Genomic DNA, 17,592 nt, shown 5'->3' with positions numbered 1-17,592 from the left:
TCATCCGCGCTCGAAGCGGTATCCCATGCCGGGTTCGGTGACGAAGTGCCGGGGGTGCGCGGGGTCGGTCTCCAGCTTGCGGCGCAGCTGCGCCATGTAGACCCGGAGGTAGTTCGTCTCGGTGCCGTAGGACGGGCCCCAGACCTCCTGGAGAAGCTGCTTCTGGCTGACGAGGCGGCCCGCGTTGCGGACGAGCACCTCCAGCAGGTGCCACTCGGTGGGCGTGAGCCGCACGTCGCGGCCCTCCCGGTGGACCTTCTTCGCCGCGAGGTCCACCGTGAATCCCTCGGCCTCGACGATCACGAGGTCGTCGGCGCCGTCCGGGCCGACCGGTTCGGCCCGGCGCACGGCGGCCCGCAGCCGGGCCAGGAGCTCGTCCATCCCGAAGGGCTTGGTGACGTAGTCGTCCGCCCCGGCGTCCAGGGCCTCGACCTTCTCGTCGGAGGTGTGACGTGCGGAGAGCACGAGGATCGGTACGCGGGTCCAGCCGCGCAGCCCCCTGATCACCTCGACGCCGTCCATGTCGGGCAGACCGAGGTCCAGGACGACGACGTCGGGGTGGCGCGCGGCGGCGAGCTGGAGGGCGGTCGCGCCGTCGGGCGCGGCGTCCACCTCGTACCTGCGCGCCTTCAAATTGATCACGAGGGCGCGAACGATCTGCGGCTCGTCGTCGACCACAAGCACCCGGGTCATCGCGGACCTTCCTTTCCGGAGAATGTGTACGGGGGAGGGGACTCCCGCCCCGGGGACCTCAGGAGACGACCTGCGCCGGCGCTCCGGGGCCGTCCCGTACCTGTCCCGGTACGGCCCTGAGCGTGAGGACCATGGTGAGGCCGCCGCCGGGGGTGTCCTCGGCGCCCAGGGTGCCGCCCATGGACTCCACGAAGCCGCGGGCGACGGCAAGGCCGAGGCCCACTCCGGCTCCGCGCGGGGCGTCGCCGTACCGCTGGAAGGGCTCGAAGATGCGTTCCTTGCCCTCGTCCGGGACTCCGCGGCCGCGGTCGGCCACCCGCAGCTCGACGCGTTCGCCCAGCGTGCTGGCGGCGACGGTGACGCGTTCCCCGCCGGGGCTGTACTTGACCGCGTTCTCGACGATGTTGGCGACGGCCCGCTCCAGCAGCCCCGGGTCGACGGCGACCATCGGCAGCGTCTCGGGGATGTCCAGGTCTACGCTGCCTTCCGGCACCCCGCCCAGGGCCATCGGGACGACCTCGTCGAGGTCGATCTCACGGATCAGCGGGGTGACGGTCCCGGTCTGCAGGCGGGACATGTCGAGCAGGTTGCCGACCAGGTGGTCCAGCCGGTCGGCACCGTCCTCGATGCCCTCGAGGAGTTCGGCCTCGTCCTCCTCGGACCAGGAGACGTCGTCGGAGCGCAGGGAGCTGACCGCGGCCTTGATGGCGGCCAGCGGCGTACGCAGGTCGTGGCTGACGGCGGCGAGCAGCGCGGTCCGGATCCGGTTGCCCTCGGCGAGCCGTCGGGCGGCCTCCGCCTCCCCCACCAGGCGCTGCCGGTCGAGCACGACGGCCGCCTGCGCGGCGAAGGCGCCGAGCACCCGGCGGTCCTCGGCGGGCAGTACCCGCCCGGACAGCGCCAGCGCCATGTGGTCACCGACGGGCATGTCCACGTCCGCGTCGTCGGGCCGCGCCACCGGGGCGGGCCCCACGGATCCGGCGCAGGTCCACGGGTCGACGTCACTCTGCCGCTCCAACAGCGCGACGGACTCCATGCCGAACGTCTCCCGGACCCGCTCCAGCAGGGCGTCCAGCGCCGTCTCGCCGCGCAGGACGCTCCCGGCCAGGGCGGAGAGGATCTCCGACTCGGCGCGCAGCCGGGCGGCCTGATGGGTGCGCCGGGCCGCCAGGTCCACGACGGAGGCGACGGCCACCGCGACCGCGAAGAAGATCACGATGGCGACGAAGTTCTCCGGGTCCTGCACGGTCAGGGTGTGGGTGGGCGGGGTGAACCAGTAGTTGAGGAGCATGGAGCCGACGGCCGCGGAGGCGAGCGCGGGGGCCAGACCGCCGAGCAGCGCCGCGGTGACGGTCATGAACAGGAAGAGCAGCACGTCGTTGGCGAGCCCCGGCCCGTTCTCCATGCCGTGCAGGAGCAGCGTCAGGAGCGCCGGCCCGCCGACGCCCACCGCCCAGCCCCAGATGATCCGGGTGCGGCCGAGCCGGGCGCCGCGGGCGATGGGCAGTCCGCGCCCCTTGGCCACCGCCTCGTGCGTGACGATGTGGACGTCGAGGTCGGGTCCGGACTCGCGGGCGACGGTGGCGCCGACGCCCGGCCCGTAGATGTACTGCCAGGTCTTGCGCCGGCTGGAGCCGAGGACGACCTGGGTGGCATTGACGCCCCGGGCGAAGGCGAGGAGCGCCGTGGGTATGTCGTCGCCGATGACGTGGTGGAACGTCCCGCCCAGGTCCTCGACGAGGGTGCGCTGGACGGCGAGCTCCTTGGGCGAGGCGGAGGTCAGGCCGTCGCTGCGGGCGATGTACACGGCGAGGATCTCGCTGCCGGACCCCTTGGCGGCCATCCGGGACGCGCGGCGGATGAGCGTACGGCCCTCGGCGCCGCCCGTGAGTCCGACGACGATGCGTTCGCGGGCCTGCCAGGTGGTGCGGATGTCGTGCTCGCCGCGGTACTGCTGGAGGTACTCGTCCACGCGGTCGGCGACCCAGAGGAGGGCCAGCTCGCGCAGGGCGGTGAGGTTGCCGGGGCGGAAGTAGTTGGACAGGGCCGCGTCGACCTTGTCGGACTGGTAGATGTTGCCGTGGGCCATGCGCCGGCGCAGCGCCTGGGGCGACATGTCGACGAGCTCGATCTGGTCGGCCCGGCGGGCGACCTCGTCGGGGATGGTCTCCTGCTGCCGTACGCCGGTTATCGACTCGACGACGTCGCCGAGGGACTCCAGGTGCTGGATGTTGACGGTGGATATGACGTCGATGCCGGCCCGCAGGAGTTCCTCGACGTCCTGCCAGCGCTTGGCGTTGCGGGACCCGGGCACGTTGGTGTGGGCCAGCTCGTCGACGAGGGCGACGGCCGGAGCCCGTTCCAGGACGGCGTCGACGTCCATCTCGGGGAAGACGGCGGAGCGGTGTTCGATGTCGCGCCGGCGGATCTGCTCCAGGCCGTGCAGCAGGACCTCGGTGCGGGGCCGGTCGTGGTGCTCGACGAACGCGACGACGCAGTCGGTGCCCCGCTCCACCCGGCGGTGGGCCTCGGACAGCATCGCGTGCGTCTTGCCGACGCCGGGTGCCGCACCCAGGTAGATCCGAAGCTTGCCGCGCGCCATGGCCCCATTGTCTTCTCTGAACCGGCTCCCGCCGTTCGGGGAGCCACCCCCGAAGCTACCCCGAGAATTTCCGGCATATGGGTCGGAGGGGGCACCTGTGGTCCGTATTGACGGGATTCTGACGCGATGCGGCAGGTCACGGCGGTGCCACGGGGTGCCGCCGACAGGCTCCGGCCCCCTGCCGGCGGGGCCGGGCAGCCGCCGGGGCGGTGGGGCGCGGGTCGCAGGGACGCCGGTGGCCGTACCCCCGGACCGGCACATCGTGCGGGCCGCGGAACGGCCGGTGGGCCGTACCCCTGTCCAGGGGTACGGCCCACCGGCCGGAACGTACCGGTCCGAGCGGTCAGCGGATCTCGGTGATCTCGGGGCCGCGCTGGAGCTGGCCCATGCCACCGGAGAACTTCGAGCTCTCCTGGTCCTCCTGCTGCACACCCTCCGGCACCATCTGGGCGTCGTTGGGGAGCTTGAGGACGATCGGGTCGCGCGGGGCCATCGGACCGTCGCCACGGACGACGACGGTGTCCCGGAAGATCGTCTCCAGCAGTCCGGCGGCCTCCGGCTGCACGGCGCCCTGACCGGAGATCACGCCACGCAGGAACCAGCGCGGCCCGTCGACTCCGATGAAGCGCACGAGCTGGACGCCGTTCGTCCCGTCGGGGAGCTGTACGGGGACCTGGGCACGCAGTTCCCAGCCCAGCGGGCCCTCGACCTCGTCGATGACCCCGCCCTGCTGGGTGATGCCCGAGGCGATCTCCTCGCGCACCTCGCCCCAGATGCCCTGCTTCTTGGGAGCGGCGAAGGCCTGCAGCTGGACCGCGCTGTCGCGCAGCACGACGGTGGCGGCGACGATCGCGTCCCCGGCCACCTCCACACGCAGCTCCATGCCCTCGACCCCGGGCACGAAGATGCCGCCCAGGTCCACCCTGCCCTCGCCGGGCAGGGAGACCTCGGAGATGTCCCACGGCCCGTCCGGCCGGGGGGCCGGCGGGAGGTTGCTCCGGCGCGGACCGCTGCCTGCGGCTCCGTCGGTGCCTTCGAGCTCGTCGGCGACCTGCTCGGCCTCGCGCGTCTCGTCCGCCTTGTCCTCGGCGGAACCACTGTTCTTGCGACGTCCGAACACGTCACTGTCCTTCCCGGTCGGAAACGACCGAAGCGTAGCTGTTACCACCCTGGGTGTTACCGCCCGTGACGCCATCCACCGCGGCGTGACCGCCGGTGGACCCGAAGCCCCCCTCGGCCCGAGCCGAACCGGGGAGCTCCGCCACCTCGTGGAAACGGACCTTCTCGACCTGCTGGACGACCAGTTGGGCAATCCGGTCGAACCGCTCGAATCGCACGGTCTCGCGTGGGTCGAGATTGACCACGATTACCTTGATCTCCCCACGGTACCCGGCATCAACCGTCCCCGGGGCATTCACGAGGGCCACTCCACAGCGGGCTGCGAGGCCGGAACGGGGGTGCACGAAGGCCGCGTACCCGTCGGGCAGTGCGATCGACACCCCGGTGGGGAGCACCGCCCGTTCGCCGGGCGCGAGTTCGGCGGCCTCGGTGGTCACCAGGTCGGCACCGGCGTCGCCCGGATGACCGTACGCCGGGATCGGCACGTCCGGATCGACACGGCGGATCAGTACGTCGACGGGGTGCCGCATCAGGGGTTCACCTCGAAGGCGCGGGTCCGCCTGACCTGGTCGGGATCGGACATCGCCGCCTCGATCTCCTCGGGCCGGCCGTTCTCGATGAAGTGGTCCACCTTGACCTCGATGAAGAGGGCTTCGGCGCGGACCGCGACGGGCCCCTCGGGGCCTCCGGTCCTGCCGGTCGCACGGCAGTAGATCTTCCGGTTGTGCACGGCGGTGACCTCGGCCTCCAGGAAGAGCACCGTGTCGACCGGCACCGGCAGGACGTAGTCGGTCTCCAGCCGGCCGGTCACCGCGATCACCCGCAGCAGCCAGCTCAGCGCGCCGAGCGTCTCGTCCATCGCCGTGGCCAGGACACCGCCGTGCGCGAGTCCCGGAGCGCCCTGGTGGGCGGGCTTCACGGTGAACTCCGCGGTGACGCTCACCCCTTCTCCGGCACGCGCCTGGAGGTGCAGCCCGTGCGGCTGCCCGTTGCCGCAGCCGAAACAGTGTTCGTAGTGCGAGCCGAGGAGCTCACCGGGTGCCGGGGCGTCGGGATGCCGGACCGGCCCCACGGCGTCGGCCGGGGGTGTCAGACGTGTAGATGTTCCACTCACAGCCGCAGACCTTACCCGCGCGGCCGACCGCGGGGCGCGCCGTGCCAAGCTTGCTCCCATGCAGCCTTCCGCAGCGCCCTTCGACGAACGTCTCACCGCACCCCGTTCGTGGTGGTTCATCGCTTTCGGGGTGGGCATCGCCTGCGCCCTGATGCTCCTGCCGCTCGGCGTCCTGCCCATGATCGGCGGCCTGGCGGGCGGCACGGCGGCAGCGGCCGTGGCCGTGAGTTCGTACGGCTCCGCGCGCATCCGGGTCGTGTCGGGCGCCCTCGTCGCGGGCGATGCCCGGATCCCGCTCTCGGCGCTCGGGGACGCCGAGGCACTGGACGGGGAGGAAGCGCGCGCCTGGCGCTCGTACAAGGCGGACGCCCGCGCCTTCATGGTGCTGCGGAGCTACATCCCCACCGCGGTGCGGGTGAAGGTCACGGACCCGGCCGACCCGACGCCGTACGTCTACCTGTCGACCAGGGAGCCGCAGGCCCTGGTGGCGGCCCTCGCGGCCGTATCCGCCCCTGACCGTCCGACCGTCTAGAGGCCGGGGCCCTCCAGGCCCTTGGGCAGCTCCTCGGCGGGTACCGCGGGCTGCTCCAGCGGCGGAAGCTCCGGGAGCCGGTCCCAGTCGACCCGGTGGCGCCGCAGGTCGCTCCTGACCCGGTCGGCGAGCTTTCTGGTGTCCCGGCGGTTCATCATCGCGCCGACCACGGCGCCGACCATGAACGGGATGAGGTTCGGCAGGTCGCGGACCATGCGCTTCATGATCTGCTGGCGCAGCTCGCGCTTCATCTGCCCGCCGAGCGCGGCGTTGAGTGTGGTGGGGCGCGTGACGTCGATGCCGCGCTCCTCCGTCCAGGACGTCAGGTACGCGGTGCTGCGCTGCCCGATGTTGCCGGGCGGGCGCCGCCCGTAGACCTCGTGGAGCTCGGCGACGAGCTTCATCTCGATGGCGGCCACGCCGGTGATCTCGGCGGCGAGCTCGGCCAGCATGGCCGGGGGTACGGGCATCATGGCCGCCGCCCCGATACCCGCGCCGACGGTCGCGGTGGCGTTGCACGCCCCGGCGACGAGCTTGTCGGCGAGCTCTTCGGGACCGAGTCCCGGGAATTGTCCGCGCAGGGTCGCGAGGTCGCGCACAGGGATGCGGGGAGCCACGTCGATGATCCGGTCGGCCAGCCGGCCGGCCAGGGCTCTGGCGCTCTCCCCGCCCTTGCGCACGCCTCGTCCCACGGTGTGCAGACGGCCTGACCCTGTCGCGGATCCCGTCGGGCCGTCCTGCCCGGGCCCCTGTGGCGGGCCCGCTGCCCCGACTGCTTCGAGCGAGGCCGCCAGGCCCCGCTCGTCGTCGGACGTGCCGGAGGCCGACAGGGCGGCCTGATGCTCGGCAGTGGGGCTTGCGCCCTCTGCCGGGCCTGCGCCGCCCTGATGCGCCTCCGACGACTTCGTGCGCCGCAAGCGCCGCTTCCGGAACGGTGTATCGCCTGCCACGGCCGGCCTGCCTCAGTCGCAGTCGCGGCAGATGGGCTGGCCGTTCTTCTCGCGCGCCAGCTGGCTCCGGTGGTGCACGAGGAAGCAGCTCATGCAGGTGAACTCATCGGCCTGCTTGGGCAGAACCCGTACGGCCAGCTCTTCGTTGGACAGGTCTGCGCCGGGCAGCTCCAGTCCTTCTGCCGCGTCGAACTCGTCCACGTCGACGGCGGATGCCGTCTTGTCGCTCCGACGAGCCTTGAGCTCTTCGAGGCTGTCCTGATCGACGTCGTCGTCGGTCTTCCGTGGGGTGTCGTAATCCGTTGCCATGTCGCTCTCCCCCTCATGGGTTGCTGCGGTGTCTCAGCGCACGTAACGCGTGAGAGGCCGGACTTGTGCCCGACCTGAGGCGGAGATCTTGCCTCACATCAAGGTCTGTTACTCAATCGACACCCAACCGGACCTCTCGAGAGCGATCAGCTTGGGTGGCGTTGGGGACCGTACACGGTCCGATTGTGGTGCTTCACAGGTGCCACCCCGTGTACTTCCCGTGATATTGCCCCCTGAAAACCCGGACGTTTCCCGGCTTTCAGGCAGAATCGTGATCACGGAGAGTGGAAGGACCGAAAATCGCTCCTGTGATCGATCACACAGGGACAGAACGGAAACTGGCCTTGAAAATTCCGCCCAAAGCGAACAGAGCGATCCAATACGGCTTCACAGGCGAAGCCTCTCAGATCGGAAGGGTGACGCGCATCACGAGACCACCGCCCTCGCGGGGCTCCGCGATGATACGGCCTCCGTGGGCCCGCGCTACGGACCGCGCGATCGACAGGCCGAGCCCCACCCCCTTGTCGCTGCCTGTGCGTTCCGTACGCAGCCGCCTGAACGGCTCGAAGAGGTTGTCGATCTCGTAGGCGGGCACCACAGGACCTGTGTTCGACACCACCAGGAGCGCCTGTCCGGGCTGGAGCTCCGTGGTGACCTCCACCCAGCCGTCCTCCGGCACGTTGTAGCGCACGGCGTTCTGCACGAGGTTGAGGGCGATCCGCTCCAGGAGGACACCGTTGCCCTGCACGACGGCGGGAGCGCGCTCCCCACGCACTTCCACGCCCTTCGCCGCCGCCTCCGCACGGGCCTGGTCGATGGCGCGGTCGGCGACCTCGGCCAGATCCACGGGTTTGCGTTCGATGATCTGGTTGTCGCTGCGGGCGAGCAGCAGCAGCCCCTCGACCAGCTGCTCGCTGCGCTCGTTGGTGGCCAGGAGGGTCTTGCCCAGCTGCTGGAGCTCCGGCGGAGCGTCCGGATCGGAGAGGTGGACCTCCAGCAGCGTGCGGTTGATCGCGAGCGGTGTGCGCAGTTCGTGCGAGGCGTTGCCCACGAACCGCTGCTGGGCCGTGAAGGCGCGTTCCAGGCGGTCCAGCATCTCGTCGAAGGTGTCCGCGAGCTCCTTCAGCTCGTCGTCCGGGCCGTCCAGCTCGATGCGGCGGGACAGGTCCGTGCCGGCCACCCTGCGGGCGGTGCGGTTGATCCGGCCCAGCGGGGACAGGACACGGCCCGCCATGGCGTAACCGAAGGCGAAGGCGATGATGCTGAGGCCCACGAGAGCCAGCAGCGCCCGGTTCAGCAGGCTGTCGAGGGCGTGCTGCCGCTGGGCCGCGGTGCACTCCTTGATCGCCTCGTTGAGCTGGCCGTTGTTCTGCGCGGAGCCGAGCTGGGCACACGTGTCGCTGGAGATCCGGACGTTGGTCCCGGAGACCTGGAAGACGAGGCCGCCGGCGTCGTTGAGGGCCTGCGCGGCCAGCATGTAGATGATCGAGAGCAGCAGGATGCCCGCGATGAGGAACATGCCCCCGTAGAGCAGCGTGAGCCGTATCCGGATGGTCGGACGCAGCCACGGGTAAGGGGCCTCCTGCTGTTTGGGCTCCCAGGTGGGCTTCGGGGGCACGGTCACCGGCCCCGGCGAGGCTGCCATCCCGCCCTCAGATCCGGTAGCCGGAGCCGGGTACCGTGACGATGACGGGCGGCTCGCCGAGCTTGCGGCGCAGGGTCATGACCGTCACCCGCACGACGTTCGTGAACGGGTCGGTGTTCTCGTCCCAGGCCTTCTCCAGGAGCTGCTCGGCCGAGACGACCGCGCCCTCGCTGCGCATCAGGACCTCCAGCACGGCGAATTCCTTCGGTGCGAGCTGGATCTCCTGCTCGTTCCGGAAGACCTCGCGTCGGTTGGGGTCCAGCTTGATGCCGGCCCGCTCCAGCACGGGCGGCAGTGCGACCGTGGTGCGGCGCCCCAGGGCCCGCACCCGGGCGGTGAGCTCGCTGAAGGCGAAGGGCTTGGGCAGGTAGTCGTCCGCGCCGAGCTCCAGGCCCTCGACCCGGTCGCTGACGTCCCCGGACGCGGTGAGCATGAGCACCCGGGTGGGCATGCCGAGCTCGACGATCTTGCGGCAGACGTCGTCGCCGTGCACCAGCGGGAGGTCCCGGTCCAGTACGACGACGTCGTAGTCGTTGACTCCGACGCGCTCGAGGGCCGCCGCTCCGTCGTAGACGACGTCGACGGCCATGGCCTCCCGGCGCAGTCCGGTGGCCACCGCATCGGCGAGCAGCTGCTCGTCCTCGACGACGAGTACGCGCACGGCGCAGTCCTTCCCTAGATCTCCAGAAATACGGCGAGCGGCCCTGTTGCGGCCGCTCGCTGCACGTCGGCGGCACCGACTGTGCGCGTCCATCCTGCCCGTAACGCGCATAAACCGGCGGTAAGACGACGCGGCCGGGCCCGCGGGCCCGGAGAAGACATCGGATTCCCGGGCCAGTTGAGGTTTCCCCCGCACCCGGCCAGGGGAGGACGATTTCACACCCGCGATCACGCCATGCCTGTGGCGTTCGACAGCCCGCTCTACTCACAGAGGGACTGCGTGATCACCCGCCCTCCGGTCACCGGCCGGGGGAATCCGGGCACACCCCCGTGCCACCGACCCACGATGAGGGGGCGCTCCATGGACGCTTTCACCGCAGGTCTGCTGCAACGAATCAGGACCACCGAATCCGATCTCACGAAGGCACGTGAGACGGGCGACGACTTCCTCGCGGACGTCGAGCAGGGAGAGCTGGACGACCTGCGCCGCCTCGCTGCCGAACACGGTGTCGAAATCAGCGCCGCAAGCGTCTGAGCCGCCACGAGAGGGCCCCGGATGCCGGCATCGGCATCCGGGGCCCTCTTCGCGTGCCCGTGCCCCGCAGCCCCCGTCAGGGGCTCGCGAAGGCGGTCAGTCGTGCCAGGCTCCGAGCTCCTCCAGGAGTACCTGGAGCGGCTCGAAGACCCCGGGTGTCGCGGCGACGGCCAGATCCCGGTCCGCGGGCAGTCCGGGGCGGCCTCCCGTGAGCGCTCCGGCCTCCCGGGCGATGAGGTCGCCGGCGGCCAGGTCCCACGGGTGGAGTCCCCGCTCGTAGTAGCCGTCGAGCCGTCCCGCCGCGACGTCGCAGAGGTCGACGGCGGCCGATCCGCCGCGCCGGATGTCGCGCAGCCGCGGGATCATCCGCTCGGCGACGGCGGCCTGGTGGGTGCGTACCTCGGTGACGTAGTTGAAGCCGGTCGACACGAGGGCCTGGTCGAGCGGTGCCGCGGGGCGGCAGTGCAGTGCCTCCCCGTTGCCGAACGCGCCGCCGCCGAGCACCGCGTGGAAGGTCTCGCGGCGCATCGGGGCCTCGACCACGCCGACGACCCGCTCGCCGTCGCGCTCGGCGGCGATGGAGACGGCCCAGGTGGGCAGCCCGTAGAGGTAGTTCACCGTGCCGTCGAGCGGGTCGATGACCCACCGGATGCCGCTGGTGCCCTCGGAGCTGGCGCCCTCCTCTCCGAGGAAGCCGTCGGCGGGGCGGTGCTCCGCCAGGAAGCCCGTGATCAGCTTCTCCGCCCGGATGTCCATCTCGGTGACGACGTCGATGGGGCTGGACTTCGTCGCGGCCACCCCCAGGTCGGCGGGGCGGCCGTCGCGCAGCAGCGCTCCGGCCCGGCGGGCCGCCTCCAGGGCGAGGTCGAGCAGTTCGGACAGGAAGGGGTCGGTCACAGCGCTCCAGGGTGAGGGTTCGCGGGCGGACGTACCGAGGTCCGGGGTCCTGCGTACGGTCCGGGCCGGATCCGCACGAAAAAGCCTAGGCGTACGGGCTGTCGGCGCCCGCGGCGGCCGGCTTGGGGGCCCGGGCCGGGCAGCAGCCGACCGGGCACAGGTCGTGCGAGGGGCCGAGCTCGCCCAGGGCGCACCGCTGCGCGGGACGGCCCCGCTCGGCGGTGGCGCGTTCCAGGAGGAGCTCGCGCACGGCCGCGGCGAACCGGGGGTCCGCGCCGACCGTCGCCGAGCGGCGGACCGGCAGTCCCAGCTCGGCGGCCTTCGCGGTGGCCTCCGTGTCGAGGTCGTAGAGGACCTCCATGTGATCCGAGACGAAGCCGATGGGGGCCATGACGACGGCCGGAACACCCTCGCCGTGCAGGGTCTCCAGGTGGTCGCAGATGTCGGGCTCGAGCCACGGGATGTGCGGGGCGCCGCTGCGCGACTGGTAGACGAGCTGCCACGGGTGCTCGACGCCGGTCTCCTCGCGCACGGCATCGACGATCAGCCGGGCGACGTCGAGGTGCTCGGCCACGTAGGAGCCGCCGTCGCCGTGCGTCTGCTCCGGTCCCGAGGTGTCGGCCGCCGAGGTGGGGATGGAGTGCGTGCAGAACGCGAGGTGGGCACCGGCCCTGACGTCCTCGGGGAGGCCGGCCAGTGAGGCGAGCACTCCGTCCACCATGGGACGCACGAAGCCGGGGTGGTTGAAGTAGTGCCGGAGCTTGTCCACGCGCGGGACCGGCAGGCCCTCGGCCTCCAGCGCGGCCAGCGACTCCGCGAGGTTCTCGCGGTACTGGCGGCAGCCGGAGTAGGAGGCGTACGCGCTCGTGGCGAGGACGGCGATCCGGCGGTGTCCGTCCGTGATCATCTCGCGGAGGGTGTCGGTGAGGTACGGAGCCCAGTTCCGGTTGCCCCAGTACACCGGAAGATCGAGGCCGTGGCCGGCGAAGTCCTCACGCAGCGCGTCGAGCAGCGCCCGGTTCTGCGCGTTGATCGGGCTGATGCCGCCGAAGAGGAAGTAGTGCTTGCCGACCTCTTTCAGACGTTCTTCGGGGATGCCCCGGCCGCGCGTCACGTTCGCCAGGAACGGGACCACGTCGTCCGGGCCTTCGGGACCGCCGAAGGAGAGCAGCAGCAGGGCGTCGTAGGGAGCGGGATCGCGCAGATCGGACATGTACCCGATCCTGCCACTCGCCTCCGACGGTGCGGCAACCGACATCGGCCCGGTCCGGGGCGCCCCCGCCCGCCCGTAAGCTGTATCGGCCGCCTTCACACCTGTCAGGCTTCACCGGAGTCCTCGTGCCCAGCCCTTACCGCGCCATCTTCGCCGCACCCGGAGCCCGGGCGTTCTCGGCGGCCGGGTTCTTCGGCCGGATGCCGCTGTCCATGATGGGGATCGGCGTGGTGACGATGGTGTCCCAGATCACCGGCCGCTACGGGCTGGCGGGCGCGCTCTCGGCGACGCTCGCGATGGCCGCCGCCGTGATGGGGCCCCTGGTCTCCCGGCTGGTGGACCGGTACGGGCAGCGCCGCGTCCTGCGCCCCTTCACCCTGGTCTCGGCCGCGGCGGTCGCGGGTCTGCTGATCTGCGCCCAGCAGCGGCTGCCGGACTGGACCCTGTTCGTCTTCGCCGCCGGCGCCGGCTGCGTCCCGAGCGTGGGGTCGATGGTCCGCGCCCGTTGGGCGGAGATCTACCGGGGCACGGGCCGACAGCTGCACACCGCGTACGCCTGGGAGTCGATCGTCGACGAGGTGTGCTTCATCTTCGGGCCGATCATCTCCATCGGCCTGTCCACCGCCTGGTTCCCGGAGGCCGGACCGCTGCTCGCCGCCGTGTTCCTGCTGATCGGCGTCTTCTGGCTGACGGCCCAGCGCACCACCGAGCCGAGGCCGCATCCGAAGGAGCACCACGCGGGGGGTTCGGCGCTGCGCTCGACGGGCCTCCAGGTGCTGGTGGTCACCTTCGTCGCGACCGGCGCCGTCTTCGGCGCGGTCGACGTGGTGACGGTGGCCTTCGCCGAGGAGCGCGGAAACAAGGCGGCGGCCAGCCTCGTGCTGGCGGTCTACGCCCTGGGGTCCTGCCTCGCGGGTGCCGTCTTCGGCCTGCTGCACCTGAAGGGGAAGCCGTCCACCAGGTGGCTGGTGGGAGTCTGCGCGATGGCCGTGAGTATGATCCCCCTCCAAATGGCCGGGAGCCTGCCGTTCCTGGCCGTGGCGCTCTTTGTCGCGGGTCTCGCCATCGCACCGACGATGGTCACCACCATGGCCCTCGTCGAGCAGCACGTACCGCGCACCCGGCTGACCGAGGGCATGACCTGGACCAGTACCGGGCTCGCGGTCGGGGTGGCGCTCGGCTCCTCCGCCGCGGGCTGGGTGGTCGACGCCTCCGGAGCCGAGGCGGGGTACGCGGTGCCCGTCGCGGCCGGAGCGCTCGCGGCCGCGACGGCGTTCCTGGGGTATCGCCGGCTCACCGGGCCGGTTCCTACGGGAGGGCGCGGGGACAATGACCGAGACCTACGCACGGACGACCGACACGTGGCGTAACTGGGCGGGCAACGTCACCGCCCGGCCGGTACGGACCGCCTCCCCCGCCTCCGTCGACGAGCTCGCCGAGGTGCTCCGCAGGGCGTCCGGGGACGGCCTGAGGGTCAAGCCGGCCGGTACCGGTCACTCCTTCACCGCGACGGCGGCCACCGACGGTGTGCTCATACGCCCGGACCTGCTCACCGGGATCCGGGAGATCGACCGCACGGCGATGACGGTGACGGTCGAGGCGGGCACGCCCCTGAAGCGGCTGAACGCCGCACTGGCGCGTGACGGACTGTCGCTCACCAACATGGGCGACATCATGGAGCAGACGGTCGCCGGGGCCACCTCCACGGGCACCCACGGCACCGGCCGCGACTCGGCGTCGATCGCCGCGCAGATCCGCGCGCTGGAGCTGGTCACCGCCGACGGCACGGTCCTGCACTGCTCCCCCGACGAGAATGCCGACGTCTTCGCGGTCGCCCGGATCGGGCTCGGAGCACTCGGCGTCATCAGCGCGATCACGTTCGCCGTGGAACCCGTGTTCCTGCTGACGGCGCGTGAGGAACCGATGACCTTCGACCGGGTCACCTCCGACTTCGACCGGCTGGTCGCCGAGAACGAGCACTTCGAGTTCTACTGGTTCCCCCACACCGGCAACTGCAACACCAAGCGCAACAACCGCAGTGCGGGTCCCGCGGCCCCGCCCAGCAGGATCCGCGGCTGGATCGATGACGAGCTGCTCTCCAACGGGATCTTCCAGGTCGCCTGCTCGATCGGCCGGGCCGTCCCCGGGACCGTCCCGTCGATCGCCAGGATCTCCAGCCGCGCCCTGTCGGCCCGTACGTACACCGACATCCCCTACAAGGTCTTCACCAGCCCCCGGCGGGTGCGCTTCGTCGAGATGGAGTACGCCCTCCCCCGCGAGGCCGCGGTCGAGGCGCTGCGCGAGGTCAGGGCCATGGTCGACCGCTCGCCACTGCGGGTCGGCTTCCCGGTGGAGGTCCGCACGGCCCCCGCGGACGACATCGCGCTCTCCACGGCCTCGGGCCGGGAGAGCGCGTACATCGCGGTGCACATGTACCGGGGCACGCCGTACCAGGCGTACTTCACCGCCGTCGAGCGAATCATGACCGGGTACGACGGCCGTCCGCACTGGGGCAAGATCCACACCCGGAACGCCCGTGACCTGGCCGGGACGTACCCGCGGTTCGGCGAGTTCACCGCCCTGCGCGACCGGCTCGACCCGGACCGGCTGTTCGCCAACGACTACCTGCGCCGGGTCCTCGGAGACTGAGCGCCCGGCCGTCCGGTCGGCGGAGGGCGGCCGGACGGCGGTCCGGACAGCGGCCCCGCCCGGTCACGGGCCGGTGTCCGCTCCCGTCGTGGCTCCGTCCTGCTGCGCCGGCGCTTCGCCGGCCGGGTCCGGTGCGGCCGGGGCGCTCTCCTCGGGCGCCGTCGGCGTGGTGGTCGGAGCGGGCGAGGCGGCGCCCCCCGAAGGGGTGGTCGTGGGACCGGGCTCAGCCGTCGGCGCACCGCCGGTGCCGGGGCCCGGCGTCGCGCTCGTCCCGGCGCCCGGTTCGGTGGCGGGCGACGTCCCCGTGCCACTGCCGGAACCCGGCTCCTCCTGGTCGTCGGTCCGCTCCTGGTCCGTACTGTGCGTGGGTGCGGGATCCGTCGTGCCGGAGCCCCGTTCACCGCGGACGACGGAGCCGACGGTCGTTCCCCCGCCGCCGCCGAGGCCGTTGCCGGAGACCAGTTCGTACGCCGTGATGCCGGCCATCGACATGGCGAAGACCGCGACGGCCGCGAGGGCCGAGCGCCGCCAGCCACGGATGCGGGTGCCGTGCGTGCGGGCGTCCGAGTAGGCGTCGTCCGGGTGCGCGTCGTCGGACGACACGTGCTCGCCCGAGGGCGCGGGGCCGAGCGGTCGGGTGCGGTCCGGTCCCGGATCGAGCAGCCGGGTGTGCTCCGGGCCGAACCTCAGGAGCCGGGTGTGCTCCGGGCCGGCCCCGGTCGTGCGCAGGACCGTCGTGGCACCGTCGTCCGGTGCGGTCGGCCCCGCCCGGGGCGCCTCGTCCGCCGGGGTGGTCTCCCGTGTGCGCACGGTCACCTGACGGCCGCCCGGATGCTTCACCTGCACGGTGACTTCACGGATCTGCTCGCCGGTGCGACGGAAGAAGTGCTGGAAGACCGATCCCCCGCAGGTGGCCACCACGCTCATCACGCCCGCGCCGGCGATCGTGCCGTAGACGCCGAGCTGCGAGGCCATCACGGCGGCCGCGACCGCGGCGACGGCACTGCCCGCGACCTGCGGCAGACTCAGATCTATACGCCTTTCCTTGTGTTCCGCATCACCTTGCGGCTTCTGAACCATTACCAGCCCTTGCTCGACAACCACCCCACCTTGCACCAAGAAGGGACATATGAGCGAAGCGAATAGTTCCGTTCTTGGAGATTCTGTGAAGCAGCACACGCATTGAGGGCATACCGCGGACAACTGGGTAGTCCAACTCCCGTGCCCGGTGAGAACTTCGGCGGCGCGCCGGTCCACCCCGGTGGCCCGAATGGAGTACTGTGGCGAGCCCTGGGGCCGGACTCCCACACGGGTATCCGGGCCTTACGGGAGAGGGCCGAAGGCGGCACTCGAACCGGCGGCGCCGCGGCATCGCACGGGCGTCTGCGACACGGAGTGACCAGCCAGGTCACCTCTCGTCGCACACAGGTGACCGTGTCGGCGTGGTGATCCAGGGCCAACGCCCGACACGCCGGGTAACTTGGCAAGGTTGTGACAGGCTGAACCCGGGCAGGTCACACTCGACTAGCGGAAGCAGCGACGCACGTGACGTCGGCAGGCACCACCCGGGAGGTTCCCATGCCCGAACTGCGTGTCGTGGCCGTCTCAAACGACGGCACACGACTGGTGCTCAAGGCTGCGGACAGCACGGAGTACACGCTTCCGATCGACGAGCGGCTGCGCGCCGCTGTGCGCAACGACCGCGCCCGGCTCGGTCAGATCGAGATCGAGGTGGAGAGCCACCTCCGCCCCCGCGACATCCAGGCCCGGATACGAGCCGGTGCCTCCGCGGAGGAGGTCGCCCAGTTCGCCGGCATCCCGGTGGACCGCGTGCGCCGCTTCGAGGGCCCCGTGCTCGCGGAGCGTGCCTTCATGGCCGAGCGGGCCCGGAAGACCCCTGTGCGCCGGCCGGGCGAGAACGCCGGCCCCCAGCTCGGGGAGGCGGTACAGGAGCGCCTCCTGCTGCGCGGCGCCGACAGGGAGACCGTCCAGTGGGACTCCTGGCGCCGGGACGACGGCACCTGGGAGGTCCTCCTCGTCTACCGGGTCGCGGGCGAACCGCACTCGGCGAGCTGGACGTACGACCCGCCGCGCCGGCTGGTCCAGGCCGTGGACGAAGAGGCCCGCTCGCTCATCGGCGAGAGCGACGACATCGCCGCTCCGGAGCCGAGCTTCCCGTTCGTGCCCCGGATCGCCCGGCTGCCGCGCGACCGGCCGTTGGACCGTGCGCTCGACCGCCAGATCGAGCGCCCCGCTCCCCCGGCACCGGACCCGGAGGAGCGCATCGGCGGCGTGTCGGCCGGCGAGCGCGACTCGCTGACCAGCCTCCTGGAGGCCGTGCCGAGCTTCCGCGGCGACATGATCGTGCCCGAGCGGCCGACCCAGCCCGAGCCTCCGGCGATCGAGCCGGCCGCGCAGGAACCCGAGGTCGAGGAGCCCCCGGCTCCGGCGGCCTCGGCAGGTGCGGGTTCCGCCTACGCGGATGTCCTGATGCCCCGCGCGGTGGCCGGTCACCGCGACCGGCTGACCGGGACGACGGACCGGCAGGCCGAGGCGGACGGCGTGCGACCGGGCCGCCGGGCGGCCGTGCCCAGCTGGGACGAGATCGTCTTCGGCACACGCCGGAAGAAGCAGGACTGAGAGCCGGCCCGGATTCCGCTGGCATGACGAGGGC

At 71.7% G+C, this 17,592-nt stretch carries 17 protein-coding genes; 5 read left to right on the top strand and 12 right to left on the bottom strand.

Features of this window, described 5'->3' with window-relative positions; all coding sequences use genetic code 11:
• From OG927_RS24910 to OG927_RS24890, 5 genes are all read right to left on the bottom strand, one after another.
• Complete coding sequence (locus OG927_RS24910) at positions 1-693, bottom strand: response regulator (protein ID WP_056790682.1); 693 nt, start codon at positions 691-693, stop codon at positions 1-3.
• A 58-nt stretch (positions 694-751) separates the two neighbouring features.
• Positions 752-3,295 carry a sensor histidine kinase gene (locus tag OG927_RS24905; protein WP_124280987.1) on the bottom strand — a complete coding sequence of 848 codons (2,544 nt, stop codon included), beginning with the start codon at positions 3,293-3,295 and terminating at the stop codon, positions 752-754.
• Between the two features lie 343 nt (positions 3,296-3,638).
• A complete protein-coding gene (locus tag OG927_RS24900) occupies positions 3,639-4,415 on the bottom strand; it encodes a DUF3710 domain-containing protein (RefSeq protein ID WP_056790686.1) in 777 nt (258 codons plus the stop codon).
• Between the two features lies 1 nt (position 4,416).
• The gene (gene dut / locus OG927_RS24895) at positions 4,417-4,944 is read right to left on the bottom strand and encodes a dUTP diphosphatase (RefSeq protein WP_124280989.1); all 528 of its coding nucleotides are present in this window, start codon (positions 4,942-4,944) and stop codon (positions 4,417-4,419) included.
• Positions 4,944-5,528 carry a PaaI family thioesterase gene (locus OG927_RS24890; RefSeq protein ID WP_056790692.1) on the bottom strand — a complete coding sequence of 195 codons (585 nt, stop codon included), beginning with the start codon at positions 5,526-5,528 and terminating at the stop codon, positions 4,944-4,946. The genes dut and OG927_RS24890 overlap by 1 nt, the downstream gene beginning before the upstream one ends.
• A 58-nt stretch (positions 5,529-5,586) precedes the next feature.
• Between OG927_RS24890 and OG927_RS24885 the strand changes: the two genes are divergently transcribed.
• The gene (locus OG927_RS24885; RefSeq protein WP_209469593.1) at positions 5,587-6,060 is read left to right on the top strand and encodes a DUF3093 domain-containing protein; all 474 of its coding nucleotides are present in this window, start codon (positions 5,587-5,589) and stop codon (positions 6,058-6,060) included.
• On the opposite strand, the gene OG927_RS24880 is transcribed toward OG927_RS24885, so the two are convergent.
• The 4 genes from OG927_RS24880 to OG927_RS24865 form a co-directional block, all read right to left on the bottom strand.
• Positions 6,057-7,010, bottom strand: coding sequence for a hypothetical protein (locus OG927_RS24880; protein WP_209469594.1), 954 nt, complete (start codon positions 7,008-7,010; stop codon positions 6,057-6,059). The genes OG927_RS24885 and OG927_RS24880 overlap by 4 nt on opposite strands.
• A 12-nt stretch (positions 7,011-7,022) precedes the next feature.
• Complete coding sequence (locus OG927_RS24875; protein WP_003965732.1) at positions 7,023-7,319, bottom strand: DUF4193 domain-containing protein; 297 nt, start codon at positions 7,317-7,319, stop codon at positions 7,023-7,025.
• Positions 7,320-7,722: 403 nt separating this feature from the next.
• Complete coding sequence (locus OG927_RS24870) at positions 7,723-8,964, bottom strand: sensor histidine kinase (RefSeq protein WP_056790701.1); 1,242 nt, start codon at positions 8,962-8,964, stop codon at positions 7,723-7,725.
• Between the two features lie 7 nt (positions 8,965-8,971).
• A complete protein-coding gene (locus tag OG927_RS24865; protein ID WP_056790703.1) occupies positions 8,972-9,625 on the bottom strand; it encodes a response regulator transcription factor in 654 nt (217 codons plus the stop codon).
• 360 nt (positions 9,626-9,985) lie between these two features.
• Between OG927_RS24865 and OG927_RS24860 the strand changes: the two genes are divergently transcribed.
• Entirely contained in the window at positions 9,986-10,159 is a 174-nt protein-coding gene (locus OG927_RS24860) for a hypothetical protein (RefSeq protein ID WP_164494117.1), read from the top strand.
• A gap of 96 nt (positions 10,160-10,255) precedes the next feature.
• Here OG927_RS24860 and OG927_RS24855 read toward each other — a convergent pair whose 3' ends face one another.
• Together OG927_RS24855 and OG927_RS24850 are read right to left on the bottom strand one after the other, a co-directional pair.
• Positions 10,256-11,056, bottom strand: coding sequence for an inositol monophosphatase family protein (locus OG927_RS24855; protein ID WP_056790706.1), 801 nt, complete (start codon positions 11,054-11,056; stop codon positions 10,256-10,258).
• Between the two features lie 85 nt (positions 11,057-11,141).
• Positions 11,142-12,269 (bottom strand): ferrochelatase, encoded by a 1,128-nt coding sequence (locus tag OG927_RS24850; protein ID WP_056790709.1) that lies wholly within the window; start codon positions 12,267-12,269, stop codon positions 11,142-11,144.
• Between the two features lie 125 nt (positions 12,270-12,394).
• Here OG927_RS24850 and OG927_RS24845 point away from each other — a divergent pair, with 125 nt between their 5' ends.
• Complete coding sequence (locus tag OG927_RS24845) at positions 12,395-13,639, top strand: MFS transporter (protein ID WP_330320794.1); 1,245 nt, start codon at positions 12,395-12,397, stop codon at positions 13,637-13,639.
• The gene (locus tag OG927_RS24840; protein ID WP_330320793.1) at positions 13,599-14,918 is read left to right on the top strand and encodes a D-arabinono-1,4-lactone oxidase; all 1,320 of its coding nucleotides are present in this window, start codon (positions 13,599-13,601) and stop codon (positions 14,916-14,918) included. The genes OG927_RS24845 and OG927_RS24840 overlap by 41 nt, the downstream gene beginning before the upstream one ends.
• Before the next feature lie 63 nt (positions 14,919-14,981).
• Here the strand turns inward: OG927_RS24840 and OG927_RS24835 are convergent, their stop codons facing one another.
• Positions 14,982-15,998, bottom strand: a complete 1,017-nt coding sequence (locus OG927_RS24835) for a RodZ family helix-turn-helix domain-containing protein (RefSeq protein WP_330320792.1) — start codon at positions 15,996-15,998, stop codon at positions 14,982-14,984.
• 498 nt (positions 15,999-16,496) lie between these two features.
• On the opposite strand from OG927_RS24835, the gene sepH reads away from it, so the two are divergent.
• On the top strand, positions 16,497-17,558 hold the full coding sequence (gene sepH, locus OG927_RS24830; RefSeq protein ID WP_209469598.1) for a septation protein SepH: 1,062 nt from the start codon (positions 16,497-16,499) through the stop codon (positions 17,556-17,558).
• The last annotated feature ends 34 nt before the right edge of the window (positions 17,559-17,592 follow it).

The organism is Streptomyces clavifer (genome assembly GCF_036345975.1).
GTDB classification, from domain to species: Bacteria; Actinomycetota; Actinomycetes; order Streptomycetales; family Streptomycetaceae; genus Streptomyces; species Streptomyces clavifer.
The sequence above is the reverse complement of the archived record's forward strand: the minus strand, read 5'-3'. Positions and strand labels throughout refer to the sequence as shown.